The organism is Rhodococcus qingshengii JCM 15477 (assembly GCF_023221595.1).
Lineage (GTDB): Bacteria > Actinomycetota > Actinomycetes > Mycobacteriales > Mycobacteriaceae > Rhodococcus_F > Rhodococcus_F qingshengii.
Genome location: NZ_CP096563.1, coordinates 261,679 through 276,622, shown reverse-complemented (window position 1 = coordinate 276,622; position 14,944 = coordinate 261,679). Strand labels below are relative to the sequence as shown.

10 protein-coding genes are annotated in these 14,944 nt (G+C 64.6%); 7 read left to right on the top strand and 3 right to left on the bottom strand.

Annotated elements, in window-relative coordinates:
* Positions 1 to 9 precede the first annotated feature (9 nt).
* From M0639_RS01160 to M0639_RS01150, 3 genes are all read left to right on the top strand, one after another.
* Positions 10 to 1,863, top strand: a complete 1,854-nt coding sequence (locus tag M0639_RS01160; protein ID WP_037131227.1) for a galactan 5-O-arabinofuranosyltransferase — start codon at positions 10 to 12, stop codon at positions 1,861 to 1,863.
* Positions 1,864 to 1,936: 73 nt separating this feature from the next.
* On the top strand, positions 1,937 to 2,545 hold the full coding sequence (locus tag M0639_RS01155; RefSeq protein WP_230793310.1) for a TetR family transcriptional regulator: 609 nt from the start codon (positions 1,937 to 1,939) through the stop codon (positions 2,543 to 2,545).
* A 99-nt stretch (positions 2,546 to 2,644) separates the two neighbouring features.
* Positions 2,645 to 3,277 (top strand): hypothetical protein, encoded by a 633-nt coding sequence (locus tag M0639_RS01150; protein ID WP_202022615.1) that lies wholly within the window; start codon positions 2,645 to 2,647, stop codon positions 3,275 to 3,277.
* A gap of 21 nt (positions 3,278 to 3,298) precedes the next feature.
* On the opposite strand, the gene M0639_RS01145 is transcribed toward M0639_RS01150, so the two are convergent.
* Positions 3,299 to 3,970 (bottom strand): MspA family porin, encoded by a 672-nt coding sequence (locus M0639_RS01145; protein ID WP_231915108.1) that lies wholly within the window; start codon positions 3,968 to 3,970, stop codon positions 3,299 to 3,301.
* Between the two features lie 334 nt (positions 3,971 to 4,304).
* Between M0639_RS01145 and M0639_RS01140 the strand changes: the two genes are divergently transcribed.
* Positions 4,305 to 6,137: a hypothetical protein gene (locus M0639_RS01140; RefSeq protein ID WP_042921226.1), complete on the top strand. Its 1,833-nt coding sequence runs from the start codon at positions 4,305 to 4,307 to the stop codon at positions 6,135 to 6,137.
* Positions 6,138 to 6,146: 9 nt separating this feature from the next.
* On the opposite strand, the gene map is transcribed toward M0639_RS01140, so the two are convergent.
* On the bottom strand, positions 6,147 to 6,911 hold the full coding sequence (map, locus tag M0639_RS01135) for a type I methionyl aminopeptidase (RefSeq protein ID WP_064073658.1): 765 nt from the start codon (positions 6,909 to 6,911) through the stop codon (positions 6,147 to 6,149).
* A gap of 49 nt (positions 6,912 to 6,960) precedes the next feature.
* Between map and M0639_RS01130 the strand changes: the two genes are divergently transcribed.
* The 3 genes from M0639_RS01130 to M0639_RS01120 all read left to right on the top strand — a co-directional run bounded on the left by M0639_RS01130 (position 6,961) and on the right by M0639_RS01120 (position 13,943).
* The gene (locus M0639_RS01130; RefSeq protein WP_003943854.1) at positions 6,961 to 7,230 is read left to right on the top strand and encodes a helix-turn-helix domain-containing protein; all 270 of its coding nucleotides are present in this window, start codon (positions 6,961 to 6,963) and stop codon (positions 7,228 to 7,230) included.
* 82 nt (positions 7,231 to 7,312) lie between these two features.
* The gene (locus M0639_RS01125) at positions 7,313 to 10,567 is read left to right on the top strand and encodes an arabinosyltransferase domain-containing protein (RefSeq protein WP_064073659.1); all 3,255 of its coding nucleotides are present in this window, start codon (positions 7,313 to 7,315) and stop codon (positions 10,565 to 10,567) included.
* 73 nt (positions 10,568 to 10,640) lie between these two features.
* Entirely contained in the window at positions 10,641 to 13,943 is a 3,303-nt protein-coding gene (locus M0639_RS01120; protein ID WP_058038047.1) for an arabinosyltransferase domain-containing protein, read from the top strand.
* Here the strand turns inward: M0639_RS01120 and M0639_RS01115 are convergent.
* The gene (locus M0639_RS01115) at positions 13,940 to 14,890 is read right to left on the bottom strand and encodes a DMT family transporter (protein ID WP_058038048.1); all 951 of its coding nucleotides are present in this window, start codon (positions 14,888 to 14,890) and stop codon (positions 13,940 to 13,942) included. The genes M0639_RS01120 and M0639_RS01115 overlap by 4 nt on opposite strands.
* Between the last annotated feature and the right edge of the window lie 54 nt (positions 14,891 to 14,944).

Sequence of the window (14,944 nt, the reverse complement as noted above, 5' to 3'; positions counted from 1 at the left end):
GTGGTGGAAATGGCCCTCGGAGCGCTGGTCGCCGCTGTTGTAGCCGCTGTCGGGCTCTTTGCTTTCGGCCGAGTGCAGTGGCCGGCGTTCACCTCTTCCAATGTCACGCAGGCAGTCACGACGGTGCTGCAGGTGCTCTGCATCGCAGTGGTCGGTGTTGCGGTTCTGATGTTCCGCGCCCGCAAGGCCGAGCGGGTCGCAAAACTCCTCTCGTGGGCCGGGCTCTCCGGCTTCGTCACCACGACGCTCGGACTTCCCCTCGCCGCGACGAGTCTGTATCTGCACGGCGTCTCGGTCGATCAGCAGTTCCGGACCGAGTACCTGACCCGGCTGACGGATTCTGCTGCGCTGCAGGACATGACGTACGTGGATCTGCCGCCGTTCTACCCGGCCGGCTGGTTCTGGATCGGTGGACGCGTCGCGAACCTGCTGGGAATGGACGGCTGGGAAGCCTTCAAGCCCTACGCGATCGGCTCGTTGGCTGTCGTCGCCGTCGTTGCACTCGTGTTGTGGACCAAGCTGATTCGACGCGATTGGGCCGTCGTCGCGGCCTTGGCCGTCACTGCCGTCGTGTTGGCGTACAACTCCCCCGAGGCGTACGGCGCCGTCATCAACCTCCTGATCCCGCCGGTGCTGATCCTCGCGTGGGGCGCATTGGACCGGCCGGGGGCATCTCGATTTGCCGGAGCCGGCGCAATACTCGGGACGGGCCTGTTCCTCGGTTTCGCCGCAACGGTCTACACGTTGTACCTCGCCTTTGCCGCCTTCTCAGTCACTTTGATGGCCGTCGTCGCAGCAGTAATGGCAGCGAAGGCCAAAAACACGTGGAAGGCAGCGCTGAATCCGCTGATCCGACTGGTAGTGATCGCCGCGATCGCAGGGGTAGTGGCCCTCACGGTCTGGACTCCGTACCTGTTGAAAGCACTTTCAGGGGCAACTTCCGAATCCGGCACGGCATTCCACTATCTTCCCGATTCCGGTGCGGTACTGCCCTTCCCGATGCTGAGCTTCACCCTCGTCGGTGGGCTGTGCCTACTCGGCACGATCTGGCTGATTTCGCGGTTCCTGTTCTCCCGCCGCGCCCGAGCACTCGGTATCGGTGTCATTGCCGTGTACCTGTGGGCATTGCTGTCCATGACGTTCACCGTCGCCGGCAGTACGCTCCTCGGTTTCCGACTGGAGCCGGTCCTGATCGGACTCCTTGCAGCCGCCGGTGTGTTCGGTTTCTTCGAGTTCGCCGGTTGGATCGTGCTGGCCACCAGCGAAAATCCTCGCGTCAAAGCGGTACTGGTTGCACTCGGTGTCATCGGAGCCATCGCCTTCGCGCAGAACATCCCGCAGGTGCTGGCGCCGGATATCGCTGTGGCATACAGCGATACCGACGGCAACGGCGAGCGCGGGGACAAGCGACCCCCGGGTGCCGAAGCCAATTACGCCGACATCGACCGGATCATTCGCGAGCAGTTGGGACGCGAACCCCATGACACGGTGGTCCTCACTGCCGACATCGGCTTCCTGAGCTTCTACCCGTACTTCGGCTTTCAAGGACTGACGTCGCACTACGCGAACCCGCTCGCCGATTTCCGTGCGCGCGCTGCGCTGATCGAGCAGTGGTCGGAGCTGAAGACGCCTGACGAACTGGTAACTGCGCTGGACTCGGCGCCGTGGCGCAGCCCCGACGCCTTCGTCTTCCGCCAGGGCGCCGACGGGTACACGCTGCGGTTGGCAGAGGACGTCTACCCCAACGACCCGAACGTCCGCCGCTACACGGTCACGTTCCCCAAGGAACTGTTCGACGATCCTCGTTTCACCGTGACCGAGCAGGGGCCGTTTGTGGTCGTTACCCGCTCTGACGCAATCTAACCAGGAGATACGTCACAAAAGGCTTACCGTCGGGGTCGTTGACGCGACCCCGACGCACCCCTAACTTCATACCGTGCCCCGAACCGATGCCCGAGCGGCGATGATCGATGCAGCCGAGCGTCTGGTTGCCGAGCGAGGTCTGGCCGCTCTGACTCTTCGTGATGTTCAGACCGAAGCCGGGCAGGCCAACAAATCGGCTGCGCAGTATCACTTCGGGTCACGTGAAGGTTTGCTGGCGGCCGTCGTCGAGTCCAGAATGCGACCTGCCGGTGAGCGTCGTCGTGAGTTGCTCGACGCGATCGATCTCGACGCGAATCCACCGATGATGCGTGCCCTCGTCGAGGCTCTCGTCCTGCCGTTGGCGGAACAGACCATCTACCGCGAGGGCACGTTGTACGCGCGGTTCCTGGTGCAGTCGATCTTCGACCCGGCGATGTCGTCGACTATCCGTGACCACATGCAGGCCGAGAGTTTCCGCGAAGTTCAGCGGCGGATAGTCGCTGCGTCCTCGTTACCGGCAGAGATCGCCGAACTTCGGGCGGGAACTCTGACCGTGCTCACCGTCGTCACTTTTGCCACGTGGGAAGGCCGCGTCGACAGCCGCGAACGTGCTCACGTGATCGTTGCCGACCTGATCGAAAGTTGCCTCGGAGCACTCTCGGCCCCGGCTGCGCAAATCTGACACGCTGTCCGGCGAGTTTGTTTCCGAAACTGCCGGGGTACTCAGCCCCTCCAAGCGCAGTCGAGCAAACGGCCGCATCAACCACCGGCGGGGTAGGTGATGACAGTGAGCGAACTCGTTGCGCAAAGCCGCGAGCTTGTACCGCATCGTGCAGTTCTCGATTCCGCAGAGCATGTTCTGGTCATTGCGCGCGGCAAACCGTTCGGGCGCGAGCAGGCTTTCCATGAAGTGTTGAGCGTCGCGATTCGCAATCGCATCGAAGTACTCACTCTGGCAAGGGCTCTCATCGACGTGTCCGAGTCCCGCGACTACCGCGCGATCCCGACCGACACCGCGCACACCGTTGCGGTGCTCGAATGGGGCGAGCTACTCGAGATCCCCACCGAACACCACGAGAAGTCCAGGGCCGAGTCATCCGAGGACGTCGATGAATCGAGTGAACCCGACGATCCGATCGAACCCGAGTATCTGGTCGAGACCGACGTGGGCGGACGGGTCGTCTTCGTCGCCCTCGCGTTCACGATCGGCGGGATAGTCGGATTCTTCGCGCACGACTGGGCACTTCTGCTTCTGATCACCGCCGTGTACCTCGTGTGGATCGCGGCACGGTTGGTCGCGAAACTCGTCAGTGTTTCCCGTAGTGCCCACTGGGCGGACGCTTCGCCGATTCGTGGCGCCGATTCGACCACAAGGAACGCGGAAAACTCCCACCATCACGCTGTTGCAGCGTGACGGCGGGAGCATCCGCTTTCGCTAAAGCCTCTGCGGTACACCGTAAGTGACGACGGTATCGCCATTCGACGTGACAGCCTTCGCGTACGGCCTGATGGTCACCGGCCCGATTGCTCCCTGTACGTAACCGTGAACTCCGGACAGACGGACAGCGGCCTCGGGACCGTCGAATGTCTGATCCTCGAGCAGCGCGACGTCGGTGATTCCGCCGGGCGCCAGATCGACGTCAAGTTCCTGCGACGGAATGATGTCCCCGCCGAGAATGACGTGATTCGTGAAGTCCACGCCCAGTGCCGGGTCTGGGATGAGTCCGATGCCGATGTCGGTGCCACTGTCGATCGCCCAGTCGAGACCGGGACTGTTGAGAACGACCGTCGCGCCGGTCAACGCGATCGGGTAACCGATCTGATAACCGATCGTCAGCTTCGTTCCGGTGAAACTTGCTGCATCCGGGCCGTCGATCTTCACGCCGGCAACCCCGTCGTGGAAGAACTCGACGCTCAGCGGTGAGCTGTCGAGAGGCGGAAAGACGTGGATAGCGGTATCAGCCTGGAAGACTTCTATCCGATTCCCTTTGACGTCGGTGATCGAACTGGTGTTGTCAACGCCTGCCGACGCCGTCCCACCCCCCAGGACAACGGCCAACAAGGCCACTGCTCCTACTGCGCTACTACGAACTGCTGTCTTCGACATGCACAAGCACCATCCCATCCGGTATAGGCCCCGGACGTAGGTTCCAACTCTTCGTCGAGGATGGGATTCGTCGGGGCTGCCTGAACAAACGCGAGCAAGATCCTTGTTGCGATACCCCGGTCACGAACCCGTCAAACGGTGCACGAAAACATTACTTTCCGGACAAGTCGGGCGGACCGGTTTGTCCCGCTGACTGCGCCCGCTCGCGGACGCGAACCGTTTTGTTCGTTACTCTGACAGTGGAAGTTATCGAATCGAGACCTAAGTAGGCCACCCCGAACTTCTGAGATCGCCACTTCAGGGATGGGCGCCAGAACCGAAAGGCACCGACTGCATGACCGAGACCTTGCCCGACGTCCAACTGCTCGAAGAAGCACGTCCAGGGCGAGTCCGTTCAGCAGTGCGGCGCTCGGTCGTCCAGCGCGGTCGTCTGGTCGACCTCGCGATCATGGCGACGTTCACCGTTGCGGCGATCTACGTGATGTCCAACCTGTGGAGCGATCTGCAGTCCGGCTATCTGTTCAACGCGGGCCGCGACCAGGCCATGTGGGAATGGTTCTTCGCCGATACCGCTCACGCCCTCGCCCAGTTCCGCAGCCCACTGTTCAGTGACCTGCAGAATTACCCGCTCGGCGTGAACCTGATGGCCAATACCGCCATGTTCGGGATCAGCATCCCGCTGGCCCCGATCACGTTGATCTTCGGACCGACAGCCACGTATGCGATCGGACTGACTGCCGGCCTCGGCGGCACCGCCATCGCTTGGTACTGGGCATTCTCGCGGCACGTACTGACCGGAGTCTCCGTCCGCTCCAAGGTCGCCGCCGCCGTCGGAGCGGGGTTCTGCGGATTCGCGCCCGCCATGATCTCGCATGCCAACGGCCACCCGAACTTCGTCGCGTTCTTCGTACTTCCGTTCATATTCTTGCAGGTAGTGCGCATTTCGAACGGCAAGCGTCCGGTTCGCGACGGTGTCGTCCTCGGCCTACTCGTCGCCTGGCAGATCTTCCTCGGCGAAGAACCGCTCCTCATCTTCACGATGTCAGCCATGGTGTTCGGCGCCGCCTATGCACTGCCCGGCCTGGCCAAGTCGCGCCAGGCGATCAAGCGCGCGATGCCCGGCCTCGTGATCGGCGGCGCGGTCACACTCCTGATCACTGCGGTGCCGCTGTGGTCGCAGTTCTTCGGCCCAGCGAGCTACGACGGCGTCTCACACGGTCAGGCAGGCAACGACACCGCTGCACTCACCACGTTCCCGACCGAATCGGTTGCGGGCGACCCCGAGGGCGCGGAGTTCCGAATGAACCCGACCGAGGAGAACGCGTACTTCGGATGGCCGCTGGTGCTCCTGCTTCTCGGTGCAACGGTGTGGCTGTGGCGCATCCGCCTGACCCGCGCGGCTGCCGCCGTGATCGTGGTCATGGGTGTGCTCTCACTCGGTTCCGAACTGACCATCGACGGTGACAAGACCGGCATCACTCTGCCGTGGAAACTCCTCGCCGACCTGCCGTTGTTCGAATCGGTGCTCGAATCCCGATTCGCGATGGGCGCGATTCCGGCGATCGGGCTGCTGCTCACCCTCGGCACCTACCGCGCTTTTGTCGAACTTCGTGGACCGCGCCGCACGGCAGCCGGTGTCTGGCTGGTGGCTCTCGCCGTCGCGATGATTCCCCTGATCCCGACCCCCATCGACGCCGATCAGCGATCTGCGACGCCCGAATTCATCACCAGCGGCTCGTGGGAGAACTACGTCAGCGACGGCACCCTGGTGACGGTTCCCGTCGCGAGCGCCGAAGACGCCCGCGCACTGAGCTGGCAGGTCGACGCCGACTTCGGCTTCCCCATCGCCGGCGGGTACTTCGTCGGCCCGGATTCGAAGACCCGCGCCGGAATCTACGGCGCCGAGTCCCGGCCCACCTCGACCCTGCTGGTCAATGCCAAACAAACCGGCAAGGTCCCGTTGATCGACGTGGGCACCAGAGCGAACGCACTGACCGACCTGCGGTACTGGCACGCCGACGTACTGGTGCTTCCCCGATTCTCCGGCGACGACGCCCTGCGCCACACGGTCGACGAGCTGGTCGGCTTCGACGCCAAGCGCGTCGACGACGTGTGGGTGTGGGACGTACGAGACCTCGTGAGCGGCAAGACCTCCAACCAGAGCTGAGCGGGTTGATCAGCGGGTCGTGATCACCGGACCGTCTTCGGTGATCGCGACCGTGTGCTCACTGTGCGCAGCCCGGGCACCCGAAACGGTACGAAGGGTCCACCCGTCGGCGTCGTGCCGGTAGTCGTCGGTTCCGTCGGCGATGAGCATCGGTTCGATGGCGATGACCAGGCCGGGACGCAGCCGGAAGCCTTTGCCTGCTCGACCTTCGTTGGGCACGTCCGGGCCTTCGTGCATCTCGCGGCCGATGCCGTGCCCACCGTGATCGGCCAGCATGCCGTACCCGCGGCCGCGCGCGTACTGTCCGATCGCGGCACCGATGTCGCCCAATCGGTTTCCGGGCTGGGCAGCGGCAATGCCACGGGCAAGTGCCTCATCGGTCGCGTCGATCAGTGCCTGATCCTCACTACTCCCCCGCCCGACAGTGAAGCTGATGGCGGAGTCACCACACCAACCGTCGAGTCTCGCGCCGCAGTCGATGCTGACCAGGTCACCGTCGCGAAGCCGGTACTCATTCGGGATACCGTGCACCACAGCATCGTTCACACTCGCACAGATGGCGCCTGGGAACGGCGTCGGTGCCGATGCCGGCCGGTAGTTCAAGAACAGCGCCGAGGCGCCGGCCGCCGAAATAACCTCCGCGGCAACGGCGTCCAATTCGAGCAACGTCACTCCGACGCTGGCCGCCTCACGCGCCGCAGCCAGAGCCTGCGCCGTGATTCTCCCAGCCGCCGCCATCGCGTCGATTTCCCCTGCGGTCTTGATTTCGACCATTTCGAACACCTTCCTTGTCGAATAACTATACCGGTATTACTATAAGCACATGGTGCGCGTGCCGCTGACGGCGGAAGAACTCGAACGAGGACTACGACTGGGTGAACTCCTGCGATCGGCGCGGGGGGACCGAAGCATGGTTCAGGTAGCGCTCGACGCCGGTATCTCCGTCGAAACGCTGCGCAAGATCGAAACCGGACGCATCGCGACACCCGCCTTCTTCACCATCAGCGCGGTCGCGGAAGTGTTGGGTATTTCACTCGACACCATCGCCCGAACACTTGAAACACCACAATCCGAACAGGAAGTTGCATCCTGAGTAGTTCTCTCAGGATGTGCGGGCCCGCACTCGCCTAACATCGTTCCTTGTGCCGTCTGAAGTAGTAGTGCCCCCGAAACCCGTGCCCACTGGCCCCGAAGCTCCCCGAGAATCGGATTCCCAGAGAGTCCGGACGGCACGACTCATCGCGATAGTCACCGGCCTTCTTGGCCTGCTTCTTGCACTCGCTACGCCCTTCCTGCCCGTCAAGCAGGAAGCCGCGAGCATCGACTGGCCGCAGGGTGGGACCGTCAACAGCGTTTCGTCGCCGCTGATCTCTTACTCGCCCACATCGCTCGACATCAGCATTCCCTGTTCCACCATCGGCCAGTTGGGCGGCAGCGGCGGCACACTGCTCTCGACCATGCCGAACGGCGCGCCGGACCGAAACGCCCGCGGCCTCACCGTCCGCACCACTGCCGACCGCCTCGAAGCACTCACCCGCGATTCGGTATTGATCTCGACCCCGCTCGATCAACTGAGCGGGTGCACGGCGATCACCATCACGACCAACTCCGAGCAGACCGTCGCGGCGGTCACCGGAATCGACGGCGTCGGCACCACCCTGACCGGTGACTACCGCCCACAGGTTGTCGGCATCTTCACCGACCTGCAGGGCGCAGCGCCCGCCGGACTGTCCGCCCACATGGACGTCGACTCGCGGTTCTCGTCCAGCCCCACACTTCTCAAACTGTTCGCGATGATCGTGGCGGCACTCTCGACCATCGTCTCGCTGTACGCACTGCACCGGATCGACGGCGTCGACGGCCGTCGTGCGCGGCGGTTCCTGCCGGCGCGATGGTGGAAGTTCACCGGCATCGACGCCCTGGTTATCGGCACGCTGGCGCTGTGGCATGTGTTCGGCGCCAACACTTCCGACGACGGTTACCTGCTCGGCATGGCCCGAGTCTCGGAGCACTCCGGGTACATGGCCAATTACTTCCGCTGGTTCGGAGTCCCCGAAGCGCCGTTCGGTTGGTACTACGACGTGCTGGCGCTGTTCGCGAAGGTCAGCACCGCGAGCATGTGGATGCGCCTGCCCGCGTTGATCGCCGGCATTCTGTGCTGGATGGTCATCAGCCGCGAGGTGATACCGCGACTCGGTGTTGCGGTGCGCCGCAACAAGGTTGCCATCTGGACGGGCGGGCTCGTGTTCCTGGCCTTCTGGTTGCCGTACAACAACGGCCTGCGTCCCGAGCCCATCATCGCCCTCGGCGCCCTGCTCACGTGGTGCTCCATCGAACGCGCCATCGCCACCGGACGTCTGTTGCCCGCCGCGATGGCCGTGCTGATCGCCGCATTCTCGCTGGCCGCCGGGCCTTCCGGGCTGATCGCCATCGGCGCGCTGATCGCCGGAGCCAGGCCGATCCTGCAGATCCTGATCGCCCGCGGCAAGCGCGTCGGCTTCCTGTCCCAGATCATGCCGATTCTCGCCGCCGGAACCGTGGTGCTCGTCGCGGTCTTCGCAGATCAAACCCTCGCGACAGTTCTCGAATCGACCAGAGTGCGAACGGCCGTCGGGCCGAACGTTCCGTGGTTCGAGGAACGGTTGCGTTGGGACGCACTGATGACCATCTCCCCCGACGGCTCACTCGCACGCCGCTTCGGCATGTTCGTCATGATCGTCGGACTCGTCTTCTGCGTCATGATGATCCTGCGCAAGGGCCGGATCCCGGGCACCGCTATCGGGCCCTCGCGCCGAATCCTCGGCATCGTGTTCGCGTCGCTGCTCCTGATGCAGTTCACCCCCACCAAGTGGACTCACCACTTCGGTGTGTATGCCGGTCTGGCCGCCACGGTGGCCGTCCTCGCTGCCGTCGGTGTGAGTGCGTCGAGCATGCGTTCCAAACGAAACCGCGCGCTGTTCGCCGCGGGCATCCTGTTCATCCTCGCTGTGGCGTTCACGAGCTCCAACGGCTGGTGGTACGTCTCGAGTTACGGCGTCCCGTGGTGGGACAAGCCGCCGTCAATCGCCGGCAAGGGATTCTCGACGGCCTTCCTCGGCCTCACGATTCTCGCGCTGCTGCTGGCCGCGTGGTACCACGTCATGGAGCCGCGCCGGCGAAACGGCACAGAGGACAGCGTCAAGAAGACCAGGCGACTTCGCCTTCTCGCCCCGTCACCGTTGACCATCGCGGCCGGAGCGGTCGTGCTGTTCGAGGTGCTGTCCCTGCTCAAGGGCGCGGTCGCGCAGTACCCCGCGTATTCGATCGGCAAGTCCAACATCGAATCCGTCTTCGGCGGAAGCTGCGGTCTCGCGGGTGAGGTACTCGTCGAGTCCGATCCGAACGCCGGCGTTCTGCAATTGACGGATCGGCCCACCGATCTCGCCGGCGCGGGTGCATTCGGTGCGAGCGAATCAACCGGGTTCTCGCCGGACGGGGTTGCAGGCGACCTCACGGCCGACGCCGAGGACTCGACAGCAGGCAGTGCAAACAGCCTCGACACCTCGACCTCGCAGTCCGGCACCACCACGCCGGGAACCGGATCCGGCACCGCCGGTGGCTCGCAGTCGACGGCCGGCGTCAACGGCAGCAACGTCGCGCTCCCGTTCGGGCTCGACCCCGCAAAAACCCCGGTGCTCGGTAGTTACGGAGCACCCCAGAACGCGTCGCTGACCACCGGTTGGTACTCACTACCCGAGCGCAACGACGCCGCACCGCTCCTGACCGTCGCGGCCGCCGGACGCATCCGCTACGTCAACTCCGACGGCATCGTCACCCCCGGCGCAGTGCTGCAGGTCGAGTACGGCAAGAAGCAGGCAGACGGGAGCGTCGACGCACTGGGACGTGTCGATCCGATCGACATCGGCCCGTCGCCGTCGTGGCGCAACCTGCGCGTTCCGATGGATCAGCTGCCCGCCGACGCCGACACCGTGCGTCTGGTGGCCAGTGACACCGACATCAGCGCCGACCAGTGGCTGGCGGTCACACCGCCACGAGTGCCGACCATGCGCACGCTGCAGGACGTCGTCGGATCCACCGATCCCGTGCTGATGGACTGGGCTGTCGGTCTGGCCTTCCCGTGCCAACGTCCGGTGGATCACCTGTACGGCGTCGCCGAGATCCCGGAGTGGCGCATCCTGCCCGACCGCATCGGCGCGGAGTCCACCAACGCCTGGCAGGACCACTACGGCGGTGGACCGCTCGGCTGGACTACCGAACTGCTCTCGGCCAGGGCATTGCCGACCTATCTGGACAACGACTGGGATCGTGACTGGGGTTCGCTCGAGCAGTACACACCGCTCGATTCGGACGCGGTTCCCGCGCAAATGAACGTCACCACCGAGACTCGATCGGGCACCTGGACACCGGGCCCGATTCGTTACCAGTCGTAACTGTTACGCGTGGACCTACCAACCACCTGGGCACGGTAGGTCCACGCTCAGCCCTGACATACCATCGGTAGCCGTGCCCGACGCCGTGACAGCTTCACCTCAGACTTCGAGTTCGCCGCCTCCTGCTGGTCAGGATGCCCGCGAGCGTTTCCATCGCACGCGATGGGTCGCGATCATCGCCGGCTTGCTCGGCTTCGTGCTCGCACTGGCAACTCCGCTGCTTCCCGTCGTGCAGACGACGGCTTCGGTCAACTGGCCGCAGAACGGCGTGATCGGCGACGTCGAGGCACCGCTGATGGCGCAGGTTCCCATCGACGTCAACGCATCGATCCCCTGTACCGCGGTCAGCTCGTTGCCGGAGGGCGGCGGCATCCTGCTGTCGACGGCACCTGCACAGGGCGACGGCGCGGCACTGTCGTCGATGTTCGTCCGGGTGTCCGCGACGAGCGTCGACGTGCTCGATCGCAACGTCGTCGTCGCTTCGGCGGCACGCGAGGACGTCGAGTCCAGTCGCTGTGGCGCCATCGCGTTCAGCTCCGACGTCAACCGAACCACGGCAGAGTTCGTCGGACTGACCTATCCCGACGGCAACCCGATTCGTGGCCAACTCGACGGTGACTTCCGCCCGCAGGTGGTCGGCGTCTTCAGCGACCTGCCCGACGGCGCTGCCCCCGAGGGCCTCGGCTTCTCGATGACGATCGACTCACGTTTCTCGTCGAGCCCGAGCGTCTTGAAGCTGGTCGCGATGATCGTGGCCGTCCTCTCGACCATCGTCGCGCTGGTCGCCCTGGCTCGCCTCGACGGCACCGACGGCCGCAAGCACCGACGCTTCCTGCCCGCACGCTGGTGGAAGTTCTCCGGTATCGACGGAGTGGTGGTCGGCACGCTCGTCGTGTGGCACTTCATCGGCGCGAACACCGCCGACGACGGCTACCTCCTCACCATGGCCCGAGTCTCACCGGACGCGGGATACATGGCCAACTACTTCCGTTGGTTCGGCGTTCCCGAGGCGCCGTTCGGTTGGTATTACGAAGTGCTGGCCGTGATGGCGAAGATCTCGACCGCGAGCCCGTTCATGCGTCTGCCCGCTCTGCTCGCCGGAATCCTGTGCTGGATGGTCATCAGCCGCGAGGTCGTCCCGCGTCTCGGCCGGGCGGTTCGCCGGAGCAACGTCGCCCTCTGGACCGGCGGTCTGGTGTTCCTGTCCTTCTGGCTGGCGTACAACAACGGTCTTCGCCCCGAGCCCATCGTGGCTCTCGGCGCACTGCTCACCTGGTGCTCCATCGAGCGCGCCATCGCCACCGGACGTCTGCTGCCCGCGGCCACGGCAATCTTGATCGGCGCCTTCACTCTTGCCGCCGCACCCACCGGATTGATGTGTATCGCAGCCCTTCTCGCCGGTGTGCGCCCGTTGGTGCGCATCGTCGTCAAGCGTCACCGACTGGTCGGCACCCTGCCGCTTCTCGCTCCGATCGCCGCTGCCGGAACCATCGTGCTGGTGGTCATCTTCGCCGACCAGACCTTTGCCGGCGTCATGGAAGCCACGCGCGTCCGAACGATCATCGGGCCCAATCTCGAGTGGTACCAGGACTTCCTGCGCTACTACTACCTCTTCGTCCAGACGGTCGACGGCTCGGTTGCCCGACGCTTCGCGTTCTTGACGATGATCCTGTGCCTCTTCACGACGCTCTTCGTGTTGCTGCGCCGCGGCCGCGTCCCCGGCGCCGCAACCGGTCCGTCGTGGCGCCTGGTCGGCGTCGTCTTCGGCACGATGTTCCTGATGATGTTCAACCCCACCAAGTGGACTCACCACTTCGGTGCGTACGCGGGCATCGCCGGTTCTCTCGCCGCGCTGACCGCCGTCGCCGTGTCCGCGTCCGCCCTGCGCTCGCGTCGTAACCGTTCGGTGTTCGTGGCCGGACTGCTCCTGATGCTGGCGTTGACGTTCGCCGGCATCAACGGCTACTGGTACGTCTCGAGTTACGGCGTGCCGTGGTTCGACAAGACCATCTCCTACGACGGCCGTGAATCCAACACCCTGTTCCTCGCGCTCTTTGCTCTCGCCTTGGCCTTTGCCGCCTGGCAGTACCTGCGTGAGGGATTTGCCGCCCCGCCCGAGAAGCCGAACACGGCCAAGGGCAGACGAATTCGCAAGTTCGCGGCCGCTCCCCTCACCGTGATTGCCGGTCTGATGGTCCTGTTCGAGGTGCTCTCGCTACTCAAGGGTGCAGTGTCGCAGTACCCGGCGTACTCGCTGGGCCGAAGCAACATCGAGGCACTCGCGGGCAAGACCTGCGGCATGGCCGAGGACGTTCTGGTCGAGACCGACGTCAATTCCGGGAATCTGCGGCCTCTGACCGCTCCCGGATTCAACGCCGAGGATCCGTTGTCCGGAGTTGATTCGAAGGGCTTCTCCCCCAATGGGGTTCCCAGCGATCTGACTGCGGATTACATCGAAGTCAAGCAGGGCATGGGCAATACCGACAGCCAGAGTGTCGGTCCCACCTTCGCCACCGGTTCCGGCGCCGGAACCAGCGGCGGCACCGGCAACGTCGGCGTCAACGGCAGCACGGCCAAGCTCCCCTTCGGCCTCGATCCGTCGAAGACACCGGTCATGGGCAGCTACCAGCCCGGCGTGCAGGAACCTGCTTCCCTCATCTCGAGTTGGTACGGATTGCCCACTCGCAGTGAAGAATCACCGCTGGTGGTCATGTCCGTCGCCGGGCGTGTGTGGTCCGTCGACAACACCGGTGCGATCACGTACGGCCAGTCACTTCTGGTCGAGTACGGCAGGACTCAGCCCGACGGAACCGTGCAGGTTCAGGGTTCGTACATGCCGCGAGACATCGGACCCGCGCCGTCGTGGCGCAACGTCCGTATCCCGATCGACGAACTCGCGCCGGACGCCGACGCCGTTCGGGTGGTCGCGTTCGATCCCAACCTCACGGGCGATCAGTGGATGGCATTCACGCCGCCGCGCGTGCCCAAGCTCGAGTCCCTGAACTCGTACATCGGCAACGAGCAGCCGGTGCTCCTGGATTGGGCTGTCGGCCTTCAGTTCCCGTGCCAACGTCCGTTCACACATCAGAACGGCGTGGCCGAGATGCCGAACTTCCGCATCCTCCCGGACCGTCCTCTTGCGGTCAGTTCCACCGACACCTGGCAGTCTGCGGACAACGGTGGCCCGCTCGGATTCACCGAGGTTCTTGCCGGTGCGACGACGGTTCCTACGTACCTGAAGGACGACTGGGCGCGGGACTGGGGATCACTCGAGCGGTACGACCGGTACTTCCCGAATGCTGTTCCGGCAGAGGTGGAGACGGGCACCGCAACCCGCTCGGGCATGTGGATGCCCGGCGAGATGCGAGTGCACTAGCCTGCGCTACCTACTCGGGTGACTGCTCGGGTGCGACGCACGGAGACGGCAGACACCGCTCCGACAACGACGACGCACCCGAGTAGTTGCCCGATACCGGGCCGTTCGCCGAGCAGCACAACCGCCAGCAGTACGGCGAGTACCGGTTGCATGAGCAGGAGCGTCGCGCCCACCTCGGCGGGAAGCCGAGGGAGCGAGTGCCCCATCAGCATCCAGCCGAACACCTGGCCGACCAGCGCCAGTGCCGCGAGCCAGCCGAAGGCTTCCCAGCCCGGGACGAAATCGATCCGGCCCCACAGTGATCCGATGACGGACCCGGCGATGCCCGCGGACGTCGTCGAGATCAACACCTGGCTCGCTGCCCGATCCGCCTCGCCCGTCCGGCCGACCACGAAGATGTAGCCGCCGTAGGCGATTCCGGAGACGAGCGAGAGCGCCGTTCCCCACAGCAAGTCGTCGCCGGTTCCCCCACCCCCGAACACGCCGCCCGCCAAGGCGATTCCCGTGAACATGAACGGCAGGGCGAAGACGAACCGCATCGGCACCCGATGGCCGAACACCAACCAGGACAGTGCGGGCACCACGACCACCTGCACGTTCACGACGACGCTCGCCATCCCCGCGCCGATCATCAGAATCGACTGCGACCACAACGCGAAATCCAGCCCGAGCAGCAGACCGCCGAGCACCTGCAGAACGACTGCCCGCCGGCTCGGCTTGCCCACCCGGCGGTACTCCCGCCACGCCAACCACAACAGCGGCGGCAAGGCCAGGAAGCAACGGAAGAAGACGGCGGTCGAGGGCCCCACATCGGCCAGCTTGATGAGGAGCGAACTGATCGAGATCGCAGCTGCGCCTCCGACGACGAGCAATCGAGGGTCGATGCGCCCCCGAGGAGTTCGGGTGGGTGTCGATGTCTGCGCGGTCGCGGAGGTCAGTGTGGTCACTCGACAATGTTCCTGCCGCTAACTATTCAGCACAAGCAAATGTTCAGACCGTAT

Bases quoted from the DNA above. Each gene is read 5' to 3' on its own strand.
- M0639_RS01130 (WP_003943854.1), top strand. From the start codon at position 6,961: ATGGTGCGCGTGCCGCTGACGGCGGAAGAACTCGAACGAGGACTACGA.
- M0639_RS01150 (WP_202022615.1), top strand. From the start codon at position 2,645: ATGACAGTGAGCGAACTCGTTGCGCAAAGCCGCGAGCTTGTACCGCAT.
- M0639_RS01140 (WP_042921226.1), top strand. From the start codon at position 4,305: ATGACCGAGACCTTGCCCGACGTCCAACTGCTCGAAGAAGCACGTCCA.
- map (WP_064073658.1), bottom strand. From the start codon at position 6,911: ATGGTCGAAATCAAGACCGCAGGGGAAATCGACGCGATGGCGGCGGCT.
- M0639_RS01160 (WP_037131227.1), top strand. From the start codon at position 10: ATGGCCCTCGGAGCGCTGGTCGCCGCTGTTGTAGCCGCTGTCGGGCTC.
- M0639_RS01145 (WP_231915108.1), bottom strand. From the start codon at position 3,970: ATGTCGAAGACAGCAGTTCGTAGTAGCGCAGTAGGAGCAGTGGCCTTG.